Below are 18,330 nucleotides of genomic sequence, written 5' to 3'. Positions count from 1 at the left end.
CCTCCTCCTTTATTTCGCTGCGCAAGGCACCCCGCCGGCGTGAGCGTTGGACGCAGCGCCGGTTGATCGGTCGCGCACCAGCAGCGTGCCCCGTGCACAGGACACCGGGTGCTCCCCGCAGCGAAACAAAGGAGGAGGGGCGAAGCCCCGGGGGACATTCGCGGAGGGGAGTACCCGGTGGCCTGTGCACACACCCTAGAAAATCCTCGGCTAAAAATGCAGGTCCAGCATGAACCAAGGACCCCATACATGTCTTCCGAAGCACAGAAAAAAGTAGCCATAGTCACCGCCGGTGGCAGCGGCATGGGCGCCGCCGCCGCACGCAAGCTCGCGGCCGATGGCTTTCGTGTCGCCATTCTTTCGTCGTCGGGCAAAGGCGAGGCGCTGGCCGCGGAACTGGGCGGCATCGGCGTGACGGGCTCCAACCAGTCGAACGACGACATCAAGCGCCTGGTGGACAAGGTCACCGACCAGTGGGGTCGCGTCGACGTGCTGGTCAACAGCGCGGGCCATGGTCCGCGCGCGCCCATCCTCGAGATCACCGACGAAGACTGGCACCGCGGCATGGACGTCTACCTGCTGAGCGCGGTGCGGCCCAGCCGGCTCGTCGCGCCGCTGATGGTGGCGCAGGGCGGCGGCAGCATCATCAACATCTCCACCTTCGCCGCCTTCGAGCCCGACCCGGTGTTCCCGACCTCCGGCGTGTTCCGCGCCGGGCTCGCGGCCTTCACCAAACTGTTCGCCGACAAGTACGCCGCCCAGAACGTGCGCATGAACAACGTGCTGCCGGGCTTCATCGACAGCCTGCCCGAGAAAGCCGAGTTCCGTTCGCGAATTCCGATGGGCCGCTACGGCAAGAGCAGCGAGATCGCGGCGGTCATCGGCTTCCTGGCGTCGGAGGGCGGCGGCTACATCACGGGGCAGAACCTGCGGGTGGACGGCGGCATCACGCGTTCGGTTTAAGTGAGCAAGTCGTAGAGGGCGCCCGTCGGGCTGCCTACAATTGCGGCCCATGTGTCCGAGGATGCCCCGTTTCCCCATCCGCCGCCGGCAGTCAGGCTGCTCGCGGCCCACGCCTCCTTGATGAAGGCTGCGCAGTGATGCGCGGCGGCCTGCTCCGGCCGCCGCCACACCCAGGGGAGCCGCGAGTAAGCCGGCTTCCTTTTGCCTCCTGCCATGCATGTCCCGCATCGCCTCGTCGGCCGATGCGGGCAGCCTTCTATTTCTTCTTCTCATGTCTTCTTCCCCGCACAGCCGCCTGCGCGCCGAGTGGTGCCCGAGCATTCCCCGCGAGCTGATGGCCGGCGCCGTCGCCACCTTCGCGCTCATTCCCGAAGTCATCGCTTTCTCTTTCGTGGCTGGCGTCGATCCGGCCGTGGGGCTGTTCGCTTCCTTCGTCATCGGCATCGTCATTGCCTTCACGGGCGGGCGGCCGGCCATGGTGTCGGCCGCGGCCGGTTCGGTGGCGCTGGTGGCTGCGCCGCTGGCGCATGCGCATGGCCTGCCATACCTGCTCGCGGCCGGCGTGCTCGCGGGCCTGATGCAGATCGTGTTCGGGCTGCTGCGGCTCGGGGTGCTGATGCGCTTCGTGTCGTCGTCGGTGCGCACCGGTTTCGTCAATGCGCTGGCCATCCTGATCTTCGCGGCGCAGATGCCGCACTTCATCGGCGCCAACACCGCGACCTGGGCCATGGTCGGGCTGGGGCTGGCCGTCATCTACCTGCTGCCGCGCATCACCACGGCTGTGCCGTCGCCGCTGGTGTGCATCGTGGTCGTGACGCTGGCGGGCCACTGGCTGGGCCTGCCGCTGAAGACGGTGGCAGACCTCGGGCAACTGCCCGGCGCGCTGCCGGCGTTCGCGCTGCCCGACGTGCCGCTGACGCTGGAGACGCTGCGCATCATCGCGCTGCCCGCGTTTGCCATCGCGATGGTCGGCCTGCTCGAATCGATGATGACCGCCAGCGTGGTCGACGAGCTGACAGACACGCCCAGCTCCAAGAACCGCGAATGCAGCGGCCTGGGCGTGGCCAACGTGGCCGCCAGCTTCTTCGGCGGCATCGCGGGCTGCGGAATGATCGGCCAGACGGTGAGCAACGTGCGCTACGGCGGGCGAGGGCGGTTGTCGACGCTGTTCGCCGGCGCGTTCCTGCTGATCCTCATGGTGCTGCTCAAGCCCTGGGTGTCGCGGGTGCCGGTGGCGGCGCTGGTGGCGATCATGGTGATGGTGTCGGCATCGACCTTCGACTGGGGTTCTCTGCGCGCGCTGGTGCGGCATCCGCGCATGTCCAGCGCGGTGATGCTCGCGACGGTGGCCGTCACCGTGGCAACCGACAACCTGGCCGCGGGCGTGGCCACGGGCGTGATGCTCAGCGGCGTGTTCTTCACCTTCAAGGTGGCGCGGCTGCTGCACGTGCATGCCGCGCAGGATGCGGACGGCACGCGCGTGTACCGCGTCACCGGGCAGGTGTTCTTCGCATCGGCCGACATGCTGGTCGATGCATTCGACGTGCGCGAGATCGACGGTGCGCCGGTGCGCATCGACGTGTCAGGCGCGCACTTCTGGGACGTGACGGCCGTGGCCGCACTCAGGAAGGTGGTCGAGCGGCTGCGCAAGCATGGCAGCGTGGTGGAAGTGAGCGGGCTCAACCGCGCCAGCCAGGACCTGATCCTGCAGCTCGACGCGGCGCCCCAGGCTCAAACGCCCAGGTAGCGCGTCCACAGCGACCGGTCGGCATCCAGCGCCGCCGAGTCGCCCTGCCACACCACGCGTCCGCGCTCCAGGATCACATGGCGGTTGGCCAGCGGCAGCAGGCGCTGCACGTACTTGTCGACCACCAGGATCGCTTCGCCCTCTGCCTTGAGCGTGGCGATGCAATTCCAGATTTCCTCGCGGATCACCGGTGCGAGGCCTTCGGTGGCTTCGTCCAGGATCAGCAGGCGCGGGTGCGTGGACAGCGCGCGCGCGATGGCCAGCATCTGCTGCTCGCCGCCCGAGAGCTGGTTGCCCGCATTGGCCTTGCGCTCCGACAGGCGCGGGAACAGGCCGTAGAGCGCCTCGACCGTCCAGCGCGGCGCGCTGCCGGGGCGCGGCCGTGCGAAGGCGCGCAGGTGCTCGTCGACGCTGAGGTTGGGGAACACATGCCGCCCCTCGGGCACGATGGCCACGCCGCGCCGCGCGATGGCGTCGGGCTTGTGCCCGCCGATGGCCGCGCCGTCGAAACGCACGTCGCCGCGCATCGGTGCCAGCGTGCCGGTCAGCACCTTGAGCAGCGTGCTCTTGCCCATGCCGTTGCGACCCAGCAGCGCCAGCACTTCGCCGGGACGGATGTCGATGTCGATGCCGAACAGCACCTGGCTCGCGCCGTATCCGGCTTCGATGGATTTCGCTTCGAGCAATGTAGTGGCCGTGTTCATGAGTGCCCTTCCGCTTCGGTGCCCAGGTACACGGCTTGCACATCCGGGTGGCCGCGCACTTCGTCGGCGGTGCCGCTCATCAGCACCTTGCCCTGCACCAGCACGGTGAGCCGGTTGGCCAGGCGGAACACCGCGTCCATGTCGTGTTCGATCAGCAGGATGGCCATCGACGCGCGCAGCGATTCGATCAGCTCGACCATGCGCGCGGATTCGTCCGGCCCCATGCCGGCCATCGGCTCGTCGAGCAGCAGCAGCTTGGGCTCGGCCGCGAGTGCCAGCGCCACGTCGAGCGCGCGCTGCGCACCGTGCGGCAGCGTGCCGGCGATGCGGTCGCGCTCGCTGCCCAGGCCCACGCGGTCGGCCAGTGCCACCGCGCGGTCGACGAGGTCGCGCTCCTTCGCGCGCGGCGCCATGAAGCGCAGGCTGCTGCCCGCATGGGCCTGCGCCGCGAGCATCAGGTTGTCGTGCACGGTTTCCTTGGCGAAGACGCGCGTCACCTGGAAGCAGCGCGACATGCCGGCGGCCACGCGCTGGTGGTCTTTCAGCGAGGTGATGTCCTTCTCGTCGAGCAGCAGGCGGCCGGCGTCGGCCTTCAGCAGCCCGGTGATCAGGTTCACCAGCGTGGTCTTGCCCGCCCCGTTGGGCCCGATGAGCGCATGCACTTCGCCGCGCTCCACCGTGAGGTTCACATGGTCGGTGGCCAGCAGTCCGCCGAAGCGCTTGACCAACCCTTCGATTCTGAAAAGGCTCATGGTGCTTTACTCCCTCGCCCCTCTGCGGAGAGGGTTGGGGTGAGGGGCAGGCGGCGCTTGTACAGTGCGGCCAATCCTTTGGGCGCCCACAGGGCAACGGCAATCAGCAACAGTCCCAGCGGCATGTGCCAATGCTCCGTGTGCTGCTTGAGCGCTTCTTCCAGCACCAGCCACACGACAGCCCCCACAGGCCCGCCCCAGCTGCGCCCCAGCCCGCCGATGACCACCATCACCAGCAGTGTGGCCGACTGCGTCCAGTGCATCGTGGCCGGGCTCACGAAGCCGTTGCCGCCGGCCAGCAGTGCACCCGCCAGCCCCGCGATGGCGCCCGCGATGGCGAACGCCACCAGCTGCAGCCGGAACACCGGATAGCCCAGCGCCCGCATGCGCGTCTCGTTGTCGCGGATGCCCATCAGCGCATGGCCGAAGCGCGATTGCGTCGCGCGGTGCAGCCACCATAGCGCCAGCGCGACGATCGCCAGCACCACCCAGTAGAAGTTCGATTCGTTGCCCAGGTCGAGGCCGGGCAGCAGCGTGGGGCGCGACATCAGCGTGTAGCCGTCGTCGCCGCCATAGCGGCGCAGCGACACCACCACGAAGTACAGCATCTGCGCGAAGGCCAGCGTGGTCATGATGAAGTACACGCCGCGCGTGCGCAGCGCCACCGTGCCGATCAGCGTGGCTACCAGGCCGGCCATGAGCGCGGCGGCCGGCCACATGATCCAGCCCGACATCACGCCCGCGTCGCTCAGCGCCACCACCGTGTACGCGCCGATGCCGATGAAGCCCGCATGCCCCAGCGCCACCATGCCGCCGAAGCCGAGGATGAAATTGAGGCTCGCCGCCGCCAGTGCCACGATGAGCACGCGCCGCACGAAGCCGATGTAGAACTCGAGCCCGAACAGCGGCGCGACCAGCGGAAACGCCGCGAGCAGCACAAGGAGCAGCCCGAGGCCGATGTAGCGTGAGGGTGACTTCATGCGCGTGCCGAGAAAAGGCCTGATGGCCGGAAGATGAGCACCACCACCATCAGCGCGTACATCGCGACTTCGGCGAACAGCGGCCCCAGGTCGGCGGCGGTGGCCGGCGGCAGCGTGGCGCGCAGCAGCATCGGCACGAAGGCGCGCCCCACGGTGTCGACCACGCCCACCAACAGTGCGGCCACGAAGGCGCCGCGCACCGAACCGATGCCGCCGATCACCAGCACCACCAGCGCCGGGATCAGGATCGCTTCGCCCATGCCGACCTGCACCGCGACGATCGGCCCCATCAGCGCGCCGGCCAGCGCCGCCAGCGCGGCACCCAGCAGGAACACGCCGTTGAAGATGCGGCCCACGCGCACGCCCATCAGCTCGGCCATCGGCCGGTCGGAGGCGCCCGCGCGCACCCGCATGCCGATGCGCGTGTGGTTCACCAGCAGGTACAGCGCCAGCGCCACCAGCAGCCCGCCCACGAGGATCACCAGGCGGTACGCCGGATAGGGCAGGCCGTCCATGAGCTGCACCGGGCCCGAGAGCGCGGCGGGCGTCGGCGCCATCACCGGCGAGGGGCCCCAGGCCATCGTCACGATGTCATCGGCCACCAGGATCACGCCGAAGGTGGCGAGCACCTGCGCGAGATGGTCGCGTGTGTAGAGCCGGCGCATCAGCAGCACTTCGAGCAGCAGCGCCACCACGACGGTGACCGCCACCGCGATGACGATGGCCGCGGCGAACGAGCCGGTGCGCGTGTGCGCCTCGGCCGCCACGTACGCGCCCGCCATGAACAGCGAGCCGTGCGCGAGGTTCAGCACGTCCATGATGCCGAACACCAGCGTCAGCCCGGCTGCCAGCAGGAACAGCATCAGCCCGTAGCCGAGGCCGTTGAGCAGCTGCTCCAGAACAAGAATTCCACTCATAGAAGAACCAACAGGGTTGCCCGCGTTTTCATTCAGGAGACACCGAGGAACCGGCTTCGCCGGGCCTCAGGTGTCGCCCCCGGCAGGGGGTAGGCGAGGCGACACGAAGTGCGCGAAGCCTGGGGGCGAGCTACTTGAGCGGACACTTGTCGGCGTAGGAGTCGCCGTAGTTGGTCAGGACCGTATTGATCAGCTTGTTCGTGACCTTGCCCTGCGCATCCTTGCCGATCACGCGCAGGTAGAAGTTCTCGATGGGGTAGTGGTTGTTGGCGTACTTGAAGCTGCCGCGCGTCGATGCGTAGTTGGCCTTCTTCAGCGCGGCCACCACGGCTTCGCGGTTCTGCGCGTTGCCGCCCGATTGCTTCACCGCCGCGTCCATCGCGAGGATCGCGTCATAGGCCTGCGCCGCGTACACCGACGGATAGCGGCCGTTGTATTCCTTGCGGAACGCGGCCACGAAGGCCTTGTTGGCGGGGTTGTCGAGGTCGTGCGCCCAGTGCGAGGTGTTGAACAGGCCGAGCATCGGATCGCCCACGGCGCCGATCACGTCTTCGTCGGCCGAGAAGCCGCTGGTCACCAGCGTGATGTCCTTCGACAGGCCCGCGCCCACGAACTGCTTGATGAAGTTGATGCCCATCGCGCCGGGCAGGAAGAAGTAGATGGAGTCGGGCTTGGCCGCGCGCAGCTGCGCGAGTTCGGCGGCGTAGTCGATCTGGCCGAGCTTGGTGTAGAGCTCGTCGGCCACCTGGCCCTTGAACTGGCGCTTGAAGCCGCCCAGCGCGTCCTTGCCGGCGGGGTAGTTGGGCGCGATCAGCACGATCTTCTTGAACGCGCGGTCCTGCGCGAACTTGCCGGCGGCTTCGTGGAACTGGTCGTTCTGGTAGGCGGTGCCGAAGAAGTAGGCGTTGCACTGCGCACCGGCGAACTGGCTCGGGCCGGCGTTGGCCGAGAGGTACGGCACCTTGGCGTTGAACAGCGTCGGGCCCACGGCCAGCGCCACGTTGGAGCCGATGGGGCCGCTGAAGAGGTCGATCTTGTCGCGCTGGATCATGCGGTCGACCAGCTGCTTGGCCTGGTCGGGGCTGCCGGCCATGTCGGCCTGCACGAACTCCACGTCCTGTCCGCCGAGCTTGCCGCCCAGTTGCTTGATGCCCAGCGCGAAGCCGTCGCGCGCTTCGGCGCCCAGTGCCGCGAAGGGCCCCGAGATGTCGAGCGCCAGGCCCACCTTCACGGGTGCGGCCATGGCCTGCGCGGCGGTGCCAAGGGCGGCGCCGCACAGCAGCAGCGACAGCAGGGTGCGCGGCAGCGCGGGCGACTTCGGGGGCAGATGGCTCATGGATTCTCCGGCGTGGAAGGATGAAACGACGCACCGGCTGCCGCGTCTTGCGGCAGCCATGGCACCGAACCGTTGATAGCTAAATACTTTAGCCATAAACGATTTGGTGTCAACGGTACTAGCACGAATGGTGCCAGTGCGTCGTGTCGTTTCCGTTCAGCCGAAGGGGTTGGCCGTGGCGAACCACAGGCCGATGCCGGTGGCGATGATGAATGCGCCGTCGGTCACGCCGGCGATCAGGAAAAACTTGGTCTGCAGCGTGTCCACCATCTCGGGCTGGCGCGCGCTGCTTTCCAGGAACTTCTGGCCCACCAGCCCGATGCCGAGGCACGAACCGAGTGCGGCAATGCCGATCAGCAATGCGACTGCGAGCGGAAGGATGTTGAAGCCGGTCATGATGTTTTCTCCTGGTTGGTTGATCGATGGAGAGACTTTCCCAGAGCGGGTGCGCACGGTCCATGACGTGGGAGGTCATGGGGCAAGCGAAAAAAAAGCCGGCCGTGAATACGGCCGGCTCGCAGGCGGAGCGTCCTGAAGCCTCAGGGCGCCTGCGTCCAGTTCTGGTTGTTGCCGCCGTTGCAGGTCCAGGTGATCAGCGCCGTGTCCTGCGCGGTCGCGCCGCCGGGCACGTCCAGGCAGGAGCCCGAGGCGCGGTTGCGCAGGGTCGAGCCCACCAGGCTCCAATGCGTCGTGTTGCCGGCCGAGCAGGCCAGCTGCACCACGGCCGCGTTGGTGGTCGCGGTGCCGCTCTGCGCCAGGCACAGGCCGCTGTGCTCGACCTTGAACTGCACGAAGCCGTCGCCGGTCTGCGTCATGGTGAAGCGCTCGTTGCCGGCGTTTCCGCACGGCCACTGCACCACCGTCGTGCCGCTCGTGGTTGCCGCGCCCTTCACGTTCACGCACAGGTTGCTGAGGTTGGAGCGTATGCGCGTGACCACCGGCGTCGGGTCGTTGTCGAGCGAGCGAACGTATTCGCGCAGCGCCACCACGTCGTTGGCCGGCAGGCTGGACGCATTGCCGTGGCCGCTGGCGAGCACGTCCTGCAGCGTGGCCGCCTGGCCGTTGTGGAAGAACGCCGTGGTGTTCCAGGTGCCCAGCAGCGTCGGCGTGTCGAAGCCCACGCCCGCCAGCGACTGGTTCATGCCCTTGCCCGAGGAGGCCTGGATCGTGCCGACGTCATGCCGCACCCCGTCGCGGAAGGTGGCGCCGGTGTGGCAGGTGGCGCACTGTGCCGTGTTGAACACGGTCTGGCCGCGCACCGCGTCCACGCTGAGGCTGCCGTCCGCCGCGCGCGCCGGGCTGCGCATGAACTTGTTCAGCGAAGTCAGGTAGGCCGCCAGATCGTCGAGCTGCGCGTTCCTGCCGGCCTTGGGCGCGCCCAGCGGGTCGGAGGTGGCCGCGAAGTCTGCATTGCTCAGGAAGCCGGTGCCGCCGAACTCGTTGCGGATGTCGTTCTCGAAGTCCTGCACCTCGTCGAAGTTGGCCGTCCAGTGCAGCTTGCCGTGGCCCATGCCGCGCCGGCCCTGCAGGCTGATGGTGCGGCGCAGGCCCTCGCCGCGCTGGGTGAAGTCCCACACCATGCCGTCGTCGCCGCCGTCGGCGTGGCAGCTTGCGCAAGACAGGTAGTTGTCCTTGCTCATGCGGCGGTCCGACGCGTTGTAGAACACCTGCTTGCCGCGCAGCGCCGCGGCGCCCATGGGCTCCACCGCCACCGTCTGCACGTTCTGCAGGAAGCTCGGCGCGTTGGTCTCCGACGACAGCACCGAGGCCACGTCGTGCACCGACACCGAGCGCGCCAGGAAGTTGTTGACGAACAGCCGCTTGCGCGCCGCGTCCAGGTACAGGCCGTGCGGCGCGCTGCTGGCGTTGATCTCGCCGCGGATCGAGCGGCTGTAGGCGTCGACGATGGCCACGCGGTTGCCTTCCATCTGCGCGACGAAGATGTAGTCGCCGGCCGGCGAGAACAGCGCGGCGCGCGCCGGGGCCCGGTCGTCGAAGTCGATCTGCTCGTCGAACTTGTGCGCCGCCGCCTGCAGGTCGACCTGCGACAGGATGGAGCGCACCGTCTGGTCGTGCACGAGGTTCGTGCCGTCGCGGAATTTGCCGCGCACGATGTTGTCCTTCTTCGAAGGCAGCACGGCGCGCTTGCCGTCGGGCGAGATCACCACCTGCGCGGTGTAGTTGGCCACGCCGCGCGCGCGGCTCTCGGTGTCGACGGTGGTGGTGTCCACCGGCAGCGCGATGGCGCCCATGCCGCTCATGCTCTGCAGGTTGACCTTGTGCAGCTGGTTGCCCGTCATCTTCGACTTGAAGCGCGTGACGTAGGCCACCTGCGAATCGGCCGCCACCGCGATGCCGCGCACATCGCCCTCGAGCGCCACCGCGCCGGTGGTGCTGCCGTTGGCGGGGTCGAAGCTCATGAGCACCGACTTGCTCTCCAGCGTCAGCAGGCCCTTGCTGCCGTTGGGCGTGAAGACCACGCCGTAGGGGCCGCTGCCGTAGGCCAGCGCCACGGTGGCCGAGATGGTGCCGTCGGCCGGGTTGAGCACCACCAGCTTGTCCTCGCCGTGCACCGGCACCCAGATGCGGCCGTCGGGGCCCACGGCCAGCGTCTTCGGTTCGTCGCCCACGCGGGTCTCCCAGCGCTTGGCCAGGGTCTGCGCATCGATGGCGGCCACCGTGCCGCTGTCGGGGTTGACCGAGTACACCGAGTTGGCGTCGCCCGCGATGTTGGTGGTGTGCGTGGGCGCCTGTGCGGTGACCGGCGCGATCACCGTCAGGTTGTAGGTGTAGTAGGTCTCGCGGCCCTGGGCGTCGCGCACCGTCAGCGTCACGGTGTAGTGGCCGGGCGTGTTGTAGGTGTAGGTGTAGTTCGCCTGGTTCGAGAAGGCCGTCTGCGTGCCGTTGCCGAAGTTCCAGCGGTACTGCGCGCCGCTCGCGCCCAGCGTCGCGGGGTTGAACACCAGCTGGCCGTTGACCAGCTTCGGCCCGCCGCCGATGCCGGGGTCGCCGATGATGGCCTGGCCGCGCAGCGTGGCCACGTCGGAATCGCTCAGCACGCGGCCGTACACCCGCACTTCCGCCAGCGTGCCCTTGAAGAGCGCGGCGTTGCCCTGGATCTGCCCCAGCAGCTGGAACTTGTTCGCGAGGCCCTTGGTGCCGGCGAGCCCGGCGGAGGTGGTCTTCACCCCGTCGACGTACACCGCCTGCGCGCCGGAGGCGGCGTCGCGCGTCATCACCACGTGATGCCAGTTGCCGTCGTTCACCGCGGCCGAGGAGGCCGTGCCCGCGTCGTTGCCGACCGACAGCTTGATGCGCCCGCTGGTGTCGAGCCAGCCCCAGAACACGTCGTCTGTGCCGTTCGCCTGGTCGCGCCCGAAGACACCGGGGGCGGTCCACGAGTTGGCCGCGCCTGTCTGCGTGGTCTTCATGTAGAAGCTCAGCGAAGCGGTGCCGCCGAGCACGGTGGCCACGGTGTCGTTCTTCAGCGGCACGCCTGCCGTGCGGTTGGCGAAGTTCAGGCCGATGCTCTCGAAGGCGTCGCCGGTGGCCGGCGTGCCGTTGTTGGCGCCGATCTGGTCCGACAGGCTGCCCGCCAGCGTCCAGTAGTGCATGAGGCTGATGTCGCTCGCGTTGCCGGTGTGGAACACCGACTTGTAGTCCGCCGCGATGGCGTTGCCCGCATAGTCCTTCACGCCGTTGGCGGGCAGGAACACTTCATAGCTGGTGCCGGGCTGCAGCGGCTGGTCGGGCGAGAAGTTGATGATGCCCAGCTGCACGCTGTAGGTGCCTGCCAGCGTGTTGCCGCCCAGCGGCCGCACGATGAAGGTGTTGGCGTTCACGCTCTCCGGCCGGATGTTGTCGGTCATGCCCAGGCCGATGCGCGAGGTCAGCGCCTGCTGCTTCGCGCCGCTGGCGGGCGAGACCTGCTTCACTTCGGGCCTGGTGATGTCGGGATCCACCGAATGCACGATGAAGCCGCTGCCCGAGCCGTGGTCGTTGCCCACGAAGACCAGGTTGCCGAACATCGCGACCTGGCCGTTGTCCGAATGCGAGAAGTTCGGGTCGTCCTCGCGCAGGATGCTGCCGCGGCCCACCTCCACGTGGTTGAGCGGGTTGCTCACGTCGACCTTGTGGATGCGGGTCTGCGCGCCCTGTATGACGTAGTTGTCCTGCGTGGCGCAGTAGAGCTGCTCGTCGATGACGAGGCGGTTGTCTTCGGCCACGAAGCGCGAGCGGTCGCTCAGGTCGTAGCTGTACATCTTCGCGCCGCTGTTGCGCGTGGAGACGTGCAGGTTCCTGCCGTCGAAGCAGGTCGCGTAGTAGAACGGCGTGGTGCCCACGATGGAGTCGAGCACCTTGGGGTTGAGCGGATCGGAAATGTCCAGGCTCGCGAAGCCGCCGTTGCTTTCCATCGCGGTCAGCACCATGTGGTTGCCCATCGTGAAGATCGGCCCGATGCGGAAGCCCCCGAGTTCGCCGGTGGGCACGGGGTTGGGCTTGCCGGCGCCGCGGTTCGCGACCACCGCGTTCGCGGGGTCCGTGGCATCGACGATGAAGATGCCACGGCCGGCCGAGGCCACGTACAGGTAGGGCGCCTGCCACCAGAGCTGCCAGGCCACGTCTTCGTAGTCGCCGCCGTTGACGCCGGGCAGCGCCAGCTTCTTCACCTGCTTGATGTCGTTGATGTCGGTGAAGTCCCAGAACTCCACGCCGTTGATGCTGGGCAGCACCACGTACGTTTTGCCGCCGACCTTGGCCGTGCCGAAGGAGTGCGTCTCGCGGAACTCCTTGGTGCGGCCCTCGGGTTCGTAGATCTTCTTGACGAGCTGGATCTGGCGCGGGTTCGACACGTCGTACAGCAGGAAGCCTCCCGGGCCCAGGCCGCTGTCCGGCGCGAAGGAGGTGAGGAAGTAGCCGTTGATCATGATGCCCGCGTTCATGCCGTAGTCCTTGCGGCCCGGGTAGGTGGCGGGCACCTCGCGCGATTCGTAGGCACTGCTGTGCGCCGGGTCGAGCGGATGCGCGGCGCTGGTGATCATCGACACCGGCTTGAACAGTTCCGCCGAGGTGTAGGTGAGGTTGCCCAGGCCCGGCCCCTGCAGCGGGAGCGGGTCGGCGACCGCAGCGGAAACCGCCGCCGCCATGTTGTTCAGGGTCGTCATCGGACTGACCCCGGTGATTGCAGCGTGCGTCAGCAGCGTGACGAACGGCAGCAGGAACGCCATCAAGTAATACCGGATTCTCATCGTCGCCTCCAGGTTGTTGTATCGGTCACTTGCAAAAGCGCGCGCGCAGGGCGCACCCCGGCCGGCGACATGCGTCGCCGGCCGTACAGCCTCTCCCTCCTCGTTTTTCTGGACGGCGTTGCGCCGTCGCTCAGCTCCCGCCGGATCGGCCCGGCTCAGCTCTTCTTCGCGCCGCCCGATTCGTAGATGTCCCATGCCTCCTTGGCGCTCGCGCCGCGGTGGATCATGTCCATCAGCGCATCCACCACCGCCGACGGGTTGGCGTGCTGGTACACGTTGCGCCCGTACACCATGCCGACCGCGCCCTGGTCCATCAGCACGCGCGAGCGGGCGAACACCTGCTGCAGGTCTTCGCGTCCGCCGCCGCGCACGAGCACCGGGCAGCGCGCGGCCTGCACCACGCGGTGGAAGTCGGCGGGGTCGGTGGTGGGGTCGGCCTTGACGATGTCGGCGCCCATCTCGCGCGCCAGCCGCACGAGCGTGCCGATCTTCTCGGCGTCGCCGTCGACCATGTAGCCGCCTTGCTCGCTGTGCGGGCGCATCACCAGCGGCTCGATCATCAGCGGCATGCCGTAGCGGTCGCAGTCGGCGCGCACCCGCGCGATGTTCTGCACGCACTGGCGGAACAGGTCGGGCTCGTTCGGCAGCATGAACAGGTTGACCACCACGCAGGCCGCGTCGCGCTGCACGGCCGGCAGCACCGGGTCGTGCTCGTTCTGCAGCACCGCCCACATCACGCGGTGCGCCGTGGCGTTGTAGGGGTTGCCCATGTCGATGCGCTGGACCAGCGCCGGCTTGTCACGGCCCGGGCGGTCCTGCAGCAGGTCGGCCTGGCCGTGGTTGAGCTGGATCGCGTCGGGGCCGGCGGCCACGAGCTTGTCGATCACCGCCGGCATGTCCTCGAGCCCGTTGAGGAACGAGGGCTCGTTGCACACGCCGTGGTCCAGCGCGATGTCCAGGCAGCGCCCGTTGTTCAGCAGCCGGTTCAGGCGTGCGGTCTTGTCCTTCGACATACGGAAGAAATCCTTGTGTTGAGATGGGATGGAAGGGGCCTCAGCCCAGCGCGGCCAGATGCCGGGCCGCGGCGGCGTCGATGAGCGCCAGCGCGTCGCCCTGCAGGCGCACCGAGCCGGCGGCCGCGTTCTCGACGGCCTGCTTGCTCACGCGGGCGCCGCACAGCGCCACCGCGACGCTGCCGCGCGCCAGCGTCCACGCGATCATCAGTTGGCCGAACGAACATTCGAGCTGCTTGCGCAGCGGCTCCAGCTCTTCGAAGAAGGCCTTGAGCTTCGCGCGGTTCCCGGCGCTGAAGCGCGGGTTCCTCGCGCGCTGGTCGTCGCCCGTGAACTGGCGCGCGGGGTCGATGGGGCCGGCCAGCAGGCCGAGCGCGAGCGACGAATAGCCCAGCACCGCCACGTCGTGCTCGGTGCACAGCGGCACCAGCGTCTGCTCGATCTCGCGGTCGATCAGGCTGTAGCGCTCCTGTGCCGCATCCACCGGGCCGTATCGCAGGTACTCGGCCAGCGTCTCGGGGCTCACGTTGCTCACGCCGATGGCGCGGATCTTTCCCTGCTTCTTCAGCGCGAGCAGCGCGTCCATGGTCTCGGCCACGGGCGTGGTGGCGTCCTGCCAGTGCGTGATGTAGAGGTCGATGTAGTCGGTCTGCAGGCGCTTCAGGCTCTCTTCGCATTCGTGAATGATCGATTCGCGCCCGAGGTAGCGGTACACCGGGTGGCCGTCTTCTTCGAAGAAGTGCGTTCCCTTCTGCGTGTGCCACACCAGCCCGCACTTGGTGGCGATCACGGCTTCGTGGCGGCGGCCTTTCAGCGCGGTGCCGACGATGCTCTCCGAGCGGCCGAGGCCGTAGGCCGGCGCGGTGTCGATCAGGTTCACGCCCGCGTCCAGCGATGCCTGGATGGCCAGCACGGCGGCGGCGTTGTCTCCGCCGCCCCACATCCAGCCGCCCATGGCCCAGGTGCCCAGGCCGATGGCCGAGCACTCGATGCCCGAGGGGCCGAGCGTTGTCTTCTTCATCGATGCGTTGTTCATCGCTTGGTCTTTCTGGTGTTCATGATGTGGTCGATGGTCACGGCCGCGAGCAGGATCAGGCCCTTGATCACGTCCTGCCAGTAGGGCGACACGTCCAGCAGGATCAGCGAGCTGGTCACCACCGACAGCAGCGCCAGGCCGAGCACCGCGCCGAGCACCGTGCCGGAGCCGCCCTTGAGGCTGGCGCCGCCGATCACCGCGGCGGCGATCACGTTCAGCTCCATGCCCATGCCGAAGGTGGGCGTGGCCGCGCCGAAGCGCGCGGTGTAGATCACGCCGGCCAGGCCCGCCGAAGCGGAGCACAGCACCGTGACCCAGAACTTCACGTGGCCCACGCGAATGCCGGAGTACAGCGCGGCCTTCTCGTTGCTGCCGGTGTAGAAAACGCGGCGCAGCAGGGTGGAGCGGCGCAGCACGAAGTCGCTCACCACCACGATGAGCAGGAAGATCAGGATGACGGCCGGAATGCCGAACAGCGTGCCCTGGCCGATGAACTTGAACTCCGCCGGCAGCGAGAACAGCGACTGCGGCGTGCCCTGCGTGAGCGCCAGGCACAGGCCGCGCACGATCACCATGAAGGCCAGCGAGGCGATGAAATGGTTCAGCCCGATGCGCGTGACGCAGCCGCCGATCATGGCGCCGATGAGCGCGCTCGCGCCGATGGCCACCAGCCCCGCCGTCCACGGGTCGAAGCCCATGAGGAACAGCTTGCCCGTGACCACCATCGCGAAGCACACCACCGAGCCCACCGACAGGTCGATGCCGCCGACGATCAGCAGGATCGTCATGCCCACCACCACGATGCCTTCGATGGAGAACGACAGCAGCATCGCGCGCACGTTGTCCCACGTGAGGAAGTAGGGCGAAGCGAAGCTCATGCCCACGCACAGCGCGGCAATGATGAGCAGCAGGCCCATCTCGCGCATGCTGCCGAGCTTGCTGGCGGGCTTGACGGGGCCGCCCGCCGACTGGTGTGGCTGGAGGCCCGGTGCGGCCCCCGCGTCGAGTTGTGCCGGGTAGTTCATGCTGTCGCTTCCTCTTCGCAAAGTCCCGAGGCCAGCCGCAGCAGCGCCTCTTCCGTCATTTCGTTGTCTTGCACTTCACCGGCCAGCCGGCCGTCGCGTATCACCAGCGCGCGGTCGCACAGCCCGATGATCTCGGGCAGCTCCGAGGAGATCACCACCACGCCCACGCCCTGGCTCGCCAGCTCGCGCAGGATGTGGTGGATCTCCGACTTGGCGCCCACGTCCACGCCGCGCGTGGGTTCGTCCATCAGCAGCACCGACGGGTTGGTGGCCAGCAGCTTGGCGATGGCCACCTTCTGCTGGTTGCCGCCCGACAGGCTCGCCACGTCGATGGCCACGCCGTCGGACTTGAGCTTGAGCTTGGCGCCCAGGTCCACCGCCAGCTTGTGCTCGGCCGCGCGCTGCAGCAGGCCGAAGCGCGAGCTCACGCGCTTCAGCGCCATCGACGCGATGTTCTGCGCGATGGGCAGGTCGAGGTACACGCCCGCCGCCTTGCGGTCTTCGCTGAGATAGGCGATGCCTTCGCGCAGCGCGTCGCTGTACTTGCGGATCGTCAGCGTCCTGCCGCGCAGGCGCACCTTGCCGCGCGTGGCGGTGCGCAGGCCGCAGACGGTCTCGGCGAGTTCGCTGCGCCCGGCGCCCATGAGGCCCGCGATGCCGAGGATCTCGCCGCGCCTGAGCGTGAAGGAGATGCCGTGCACGCGCTCGCCGTCGGCGATGTCGCTCACTTCGAGCACCGGCTCGCCGTGCGCCGCGTCGCCGTGCTTCGGCGGGTAGTAGTTGCCCAGGTCGCGCCCGACCATGCGGCGCACCAGCGCGTCGGCGTCCAGCTCGGCCAGCGGGCCGCAGTGCACGTTGCGCCCGTCGCGCAGCACCGTCACGCGCGAGCAGTGCGCGAAGATCTCGGCCATGCGGTGGCTGATGTAGATGATGCCGATGCCCTGCGCCTTCAGGTCGTGCAGCACCTTGAAGAGCGCGGCCGATTCGTTGTCGGTGAGCGCGGCGGTGGGCTCGTCGAGGATCAGCACCTTGCAGTCGAGCGTGAGCGCCTTGGCGATCTCGATGAGCTGCTGCGTCGAGATGCTCAGGTCCTTCACCAGCGCCGACGGGTCGACGTCCTGCCCCAGCCGCTGCAGCACGCGGGCGGCGCGCGCGTTGAGGCTGGCGTAGTCCATCCACGCATGCTTGCCGGCGTTGATCTCCGGCATGAAGATGTTCTCGGCCACGGTGGCGTCGCCGCACAGGGCGATCTCCTGGTGCACCAGGCCGATGCCCAGGCGCATGGCGTGCGCCGGGCCGTCGATGACCACCTTGCGGCCGTCGAGCGAGATCTCGCCCTCGTCCGGCTGGTGGATGCCGTCGATGATGTTCATCAGCGTGGACTTGCCCGCGCCGTTCTCGCCGCACAGGGCGTGGATCTCGCCGGCGTGCAGCGAGAAGTCCACGCCCGCGAGCGCGCGCGAAGCGCCGAAGCGCTTGCTGATCGCCTTCAGTTCGAGCAATGCGCTCACTGCGTTCACTCGCCGATTCCCTTGGTGCCGCGGCGGGCGAGGTACTTGTCCCAGTAGAAGTCGTCCGCGTTGGCCTTGCTGACCACGGCCAGGCCGTTGTCCAGGAAGGGCACGGACATCGGGTTGGTGCCGTTGCGCTTGGCGTCGTTCATCGGGTCGATGAGCGTCGGGTTCTTGGCCAGGAACAGCATCATCATGCCCATGTAGCCCTGCATGCCCTGGTTCGGGTTGATGGAGCCGAACACGTCGCCCGACTTGATCATGTCCAGGATCTTGGCGTTCACGTCGCAGCACATCACCTTGATGTTCTTCTTGGTCTCGACCTTGGCCTGCGCCGCGCCCAGCGCCGAGTTGGCCTCGGGCATGAACAGGGCGCCCAGGTTCGGGTTGGCCTGCGCCAGGCTCAGCACGGCCTGGTAGGCCTTGTTCGGGTCCTGGTTGCTGGCGGCGCGGCCGACCAGCTTCATGCCCGGGTGCTTGGTCTTCATGCGGTTGATGAAGGCGGCGATGCGGCGGTCGTGGTTGTCCTGGCCGGGGTTCTCCAGCACGGCGTATTCGCCCTTGCCGCCCATCGAGGCCGCGATGGCGTCGGCCGCCTGCGTGCCTTCGCGGTCGTTGTCGGACGTGATGAACGAGGTGCGCTTGGAGTTGGGCGAGTCGGCCGCGAAGGTGACGACCGGGATGCCCATCGCCGCCGCGCGGTTGATCGGCTCGATGAACGGGTCGGGGTTCATCGGATGCAGCAGGATGCCGGCCGGCTTGCGCGCCAGTTCCTGCTCGAAGGACGCGAGCTGCTTGTTCACGTCGTATTCGGGCGTGCCGGTGTAGCGCGTCTTCACGCCCAGCGTGCGGCCGAGCTGCTTCATCATTTCGTAGACCGGAAACCAGTACTCCACGCCCGACACCATCACGTTCATCACGTAGACGTCGCTGGCATTGCCGCGCAGGCCGGCGCCCGCGGCGGGGGCTGCCGCTTGCTGCTGCGCAAGCGCGCTCGCACCGGCCAGGCCGATACCGGCGGCCGCCGCGGACTTCAGGAAATTACGCCTCATTTTTTGTCTCCTCACGTTGTGTGGCACAGCTTGCTGATGCTGCCT

General features: G+C 68.1%; 14 protein-coding genes. 2 read left to right on the top strand and 12 right to left on the bottom strand.

Features of this window, described 5'->3' with window-relative positions; genetic code table 11:
* The first annotated feature begins 249 nt into the window (after window positions 1-249).
* Both QRN67_RS09260 and QRN67_RS09255 read left to right on the top strand, forming a co-directional pair.
* Window positions 250-963 carry an SDR family oxidoreductase gene (locus QRN67_RS09260; protein ID WP_081270717.1) on the top strand — a complete coding sequence of 238 codons (714 nt, stop codon included), beginning with the start codon at window positions 250-252 and terminating at the stop codon, window positions 961-963.
* Window positions 964-1,234: 271 nt separating this feature from the next.
* Window positions 1,235-2,710 carry a SulP family inorganic anion transporter gene (locus tag QRN67_RS09255; RefSeq protein ID WP_285411555.1) on the top strand — a complete coding sequence of 492 codons (1,476 nt, stop codon included), beginning with the start codon at window positions 1,235-1,237 and terminating at the stop codon, window positions 2,708-2,710.
* Here QRN67_RS09255 and QRN67_RS09250 read toward each other — a convergent pair.
* From QRN67_RS09250 to QRN67_RS09195, 12 genes are all read right to left on the bottom strand, one after another.
* Entirely contained in the window at window positions 2,695-3,414 is a 720-nt protein-coding gene (locus QRN67_RS09250) for an ABC transporter ATP-binding protein (protein ID WP_285411554.1), read from the bottom strand. The genes QRN67_RS09255 and QRN67_RS09250 overlap by 16 nt on opposite strands.
* On the bottom strand, window positions 3,411-4,166 hold the full coding sequence (locus tag QRN67_RS09245) for an ABC transporter ATP-binding protein (protein WP_081270720.1): 756 nt from the start codon (window positions 4,164-4,166) through the stop codon (window positions 3,411-3,413). Before QRN67_RS09245 ends, QRN67_RS09250 begins: the two co-directional genes overlap by 4 nt.
* Entirely contained in the window at window positions 4,163-5,146 is a 984-nt protein-coding gene (locus tag QRN67_RS09240) for a branched-chain amino acid ABC transporter permease (protein ID WP_285411553.1), read from the bottom strand. The genes QRN67_RS09245 and QRN67_RS09240 overlap by 4 nt, the downstream gene beginning before the upstream one ends.
* The gene (locus tag QRN67_RS09235; RefSeq protein ID WP_081270722.1) at window positions 5,143-6,063 is read right to left on the bottom strand and encodes a branched-chain amino acid ABC transporter permease; all 921 of its coding nucleotides are present in this window, start codon (window positions 6,061-6,063) and stop codon (window positions 5,143-5,145) included. Before QRN67_RS09235 ends, QRN67_RS09240 begins: the two co-directional genes overlap by 4 nt.
* A gap of 130 nt (window positions 6,064-6,193) precedes the next feature.
* Window positions 6,194-7,399: an ABC transporter substrate-binding protein gene (locus QRN67_RS09230; RefSeq protein ID WP_081270723.1), complete on the bottom strand. Its 1,206-nt coding sequence runs from the start codon at window positions 7,397-7,399 to the stop codon at window positions 6,194-6,196.
* A gap of 156 nt (window positions 7,400-7,555) precedes the next feature.
* Complete coding sequence (gene atpE / locus QRN67_RS09225; RefSeq protein WP_081270724.1) at window positions 7,556-7,795, bottom strand: F0F1 ATP synthase subunit C; 240 nt, start codon at window positions 7,793-7,795, stop codon at window positions 7,556-7,558.
* Between the two features lie 143 nt (window positions 7,796-7,938).
* Entirely contained in the window at window positions 7,939-12,648 is a 4,710-nt protein-coding gene (locus tag QRN67_RS09220) for an RICIN domain-containing protein (protein WP_285411552.1), read from the bottom strand.
* A gap of 155 nt (window positions 12,649-12,803) precedes the next feature.
* The gene (locus QRN67_RS09215) at window positions 12,804-13,661 is read right to left on the bottom strand and encodes a class I fructose-bisphosphate aldolase (protein WP_285411551.1); all 858 of its coding nucleotides are present in this window, start codon (window positions 13,659-13,661) and stop codon (window positions 12,804-12,806) included.
* A 40-nt stretch (window positions 13,662-13,701) separates the two neighbouring features.
* Entirely contained in the window at window positions 13,702-14,682 is a 981-nt protein-coding gene (locus QRN67_RS09210; protein ID WP_285411643.1) for an aldo/keto reductase, read from the bottom strand.
* Window positions 14,683-14,693: 11 nt separating this feature from the next.
* Window positions 14,694-15,722, bottom strand: a complete 1,029-nt coding sequence (locus QRN67_RS09205) for an ABC transporter permease (RefSeq protein ID WP_285411550.1) — start codon at window positions 15,720-15,722, stop codon at window positions 14,694-14,696.
* A complete protein-coding gene (locus QRN67_RS09200; protein WP_285411549.1) occupies window positions 15,719-17,242 on the bottom strand; it encodes a sugar ABC transporter ATP-binding protein in 1,524 nt (507 codons plus the stop codon). Before QRN67_RS09200 ends, QRN67_RS09205 begins: the two co-directional genes overlap by 4 nt.
* Window positions 17,239-18,285: a substrate-binding domain-containing protein gene (locus QRN67_RS09195; protein WP_081270729.1), complete on the bottom strand. Its 1,047-nt coding sequence runs from the start codon at window positions 18,283-18,285 to the stop codon at window positions 17,239-17,241. Before QRN67_RS09195 ends, QRN67_RS09200 begins: the two co-directional genes overlap by 4 nt.
* Window positions 18,286-18,330 lie beyond the last annotated feature (45 nt).

The sequence above is a fragment of the Variovorax sp. efr-133-TYG-130 genome, from assembly GCF_030208835.1.
Classification (GTDB): Bacteria; Pseudomonadota; Gammaproteobacteria; order Burkholderiales; family Burkholderiaceae_C; genus Variovorax.
The sequence above is the reverse complement of the archived record's forward strand: the minus strand, read 5'-3'. Positions and strand labels throughout refer to the sequence as shown.

Coding starts and splice junctions, on each gene's coding strand:
- QRN67_RS09210 (WP_285411643.1), bottom strand. CDS start 14,682: ATGAAGAAGACAACGCTCGGCCCCTCGGGCATCGAGTGCTCGGCCATC.
- QRN67_RS09195 (WP_081270729.1), bottom strand. CDS start 18,285: ATGAGGCGTAATTTCCTGAAGTCCGCGGCGGCCGCCGGTATCGGCCTG.
- QRN67_RS09205 (WP_285411550.1), bottom strand. CDS start 15,722: ATGAACTACCCGGCACAACTCGACGCGGGGGCCGCACCGGGCCTCCAG.
- QRN67_RS09235 (WP_081270722.1), bottom strand. CDS start 6,063: ATGAGTGGAATTCTTGTTCTGGAGCAGCTGCTCAACGGCCTCGGCTAC.
- QRN67_RS09220 (WP_285411552.1), bottom strand. CDS start 12,648: ATGAGAATCCGGTATTACTTGATGGCGTTCCTGCTGCCGTTCGTCACG.
- QRN67_RS09240 (WP_285411553.1), bottom strand. CDS start 5,146: ATGAAGTCACCCTCACGCTACATCGGCCTCGGGCTGCTCCTTGTGCTG.
- QRN67_RS09215 (WP_285411551.1), bottom strand. CDS start 13,661: ATGTCGAAGGACAAGACCGCACGCCTGAACCGGCTGCTGAACAACGGG.
- QRN67_RS09260 (WP_081270717.1), top strand. CDS start 250: ATGTCTTCCGAAGCACAGAAAAAAGTAGCCATAGTCACCGCCGGTGGC.
- QRN67_RS09255 (WP_285411555.1), top strand. CDS start 1,235: ATGTCTTCTTCCCCGCACAGCCGCCTGCGCGCCGAGTGGTGCCCGAGC.
- atpE (WP_081270724.1), bottom strand. CDS start 7,795: ATGACCGGCTTCAACATCCTTCCGCTCGCAGTCGCATTGCTGATCGGC.
- QRN67_RS09250 (WP_285411554.1), bottom strand. CDS start 3,414: ATGAACACGGCCACTACATTGCTCGAAGCGAAATCCATCGAAGCCGGA.
- QRN67_RS09245 (WP_081270720.1), bottom strand. CDS start 4,166: ATGAGCCTTTTCAGAATCGAAGGGTTGGTCAAGCGCTTCGGCGGACTG.
- QRN67_RS09230 (WP_081270723.1), bottom strand. CDS start 7,399: ATGAGCCATCTGCCCCCGAAGTCGCCCGCGCTGCCGCGCACCCTGCTG.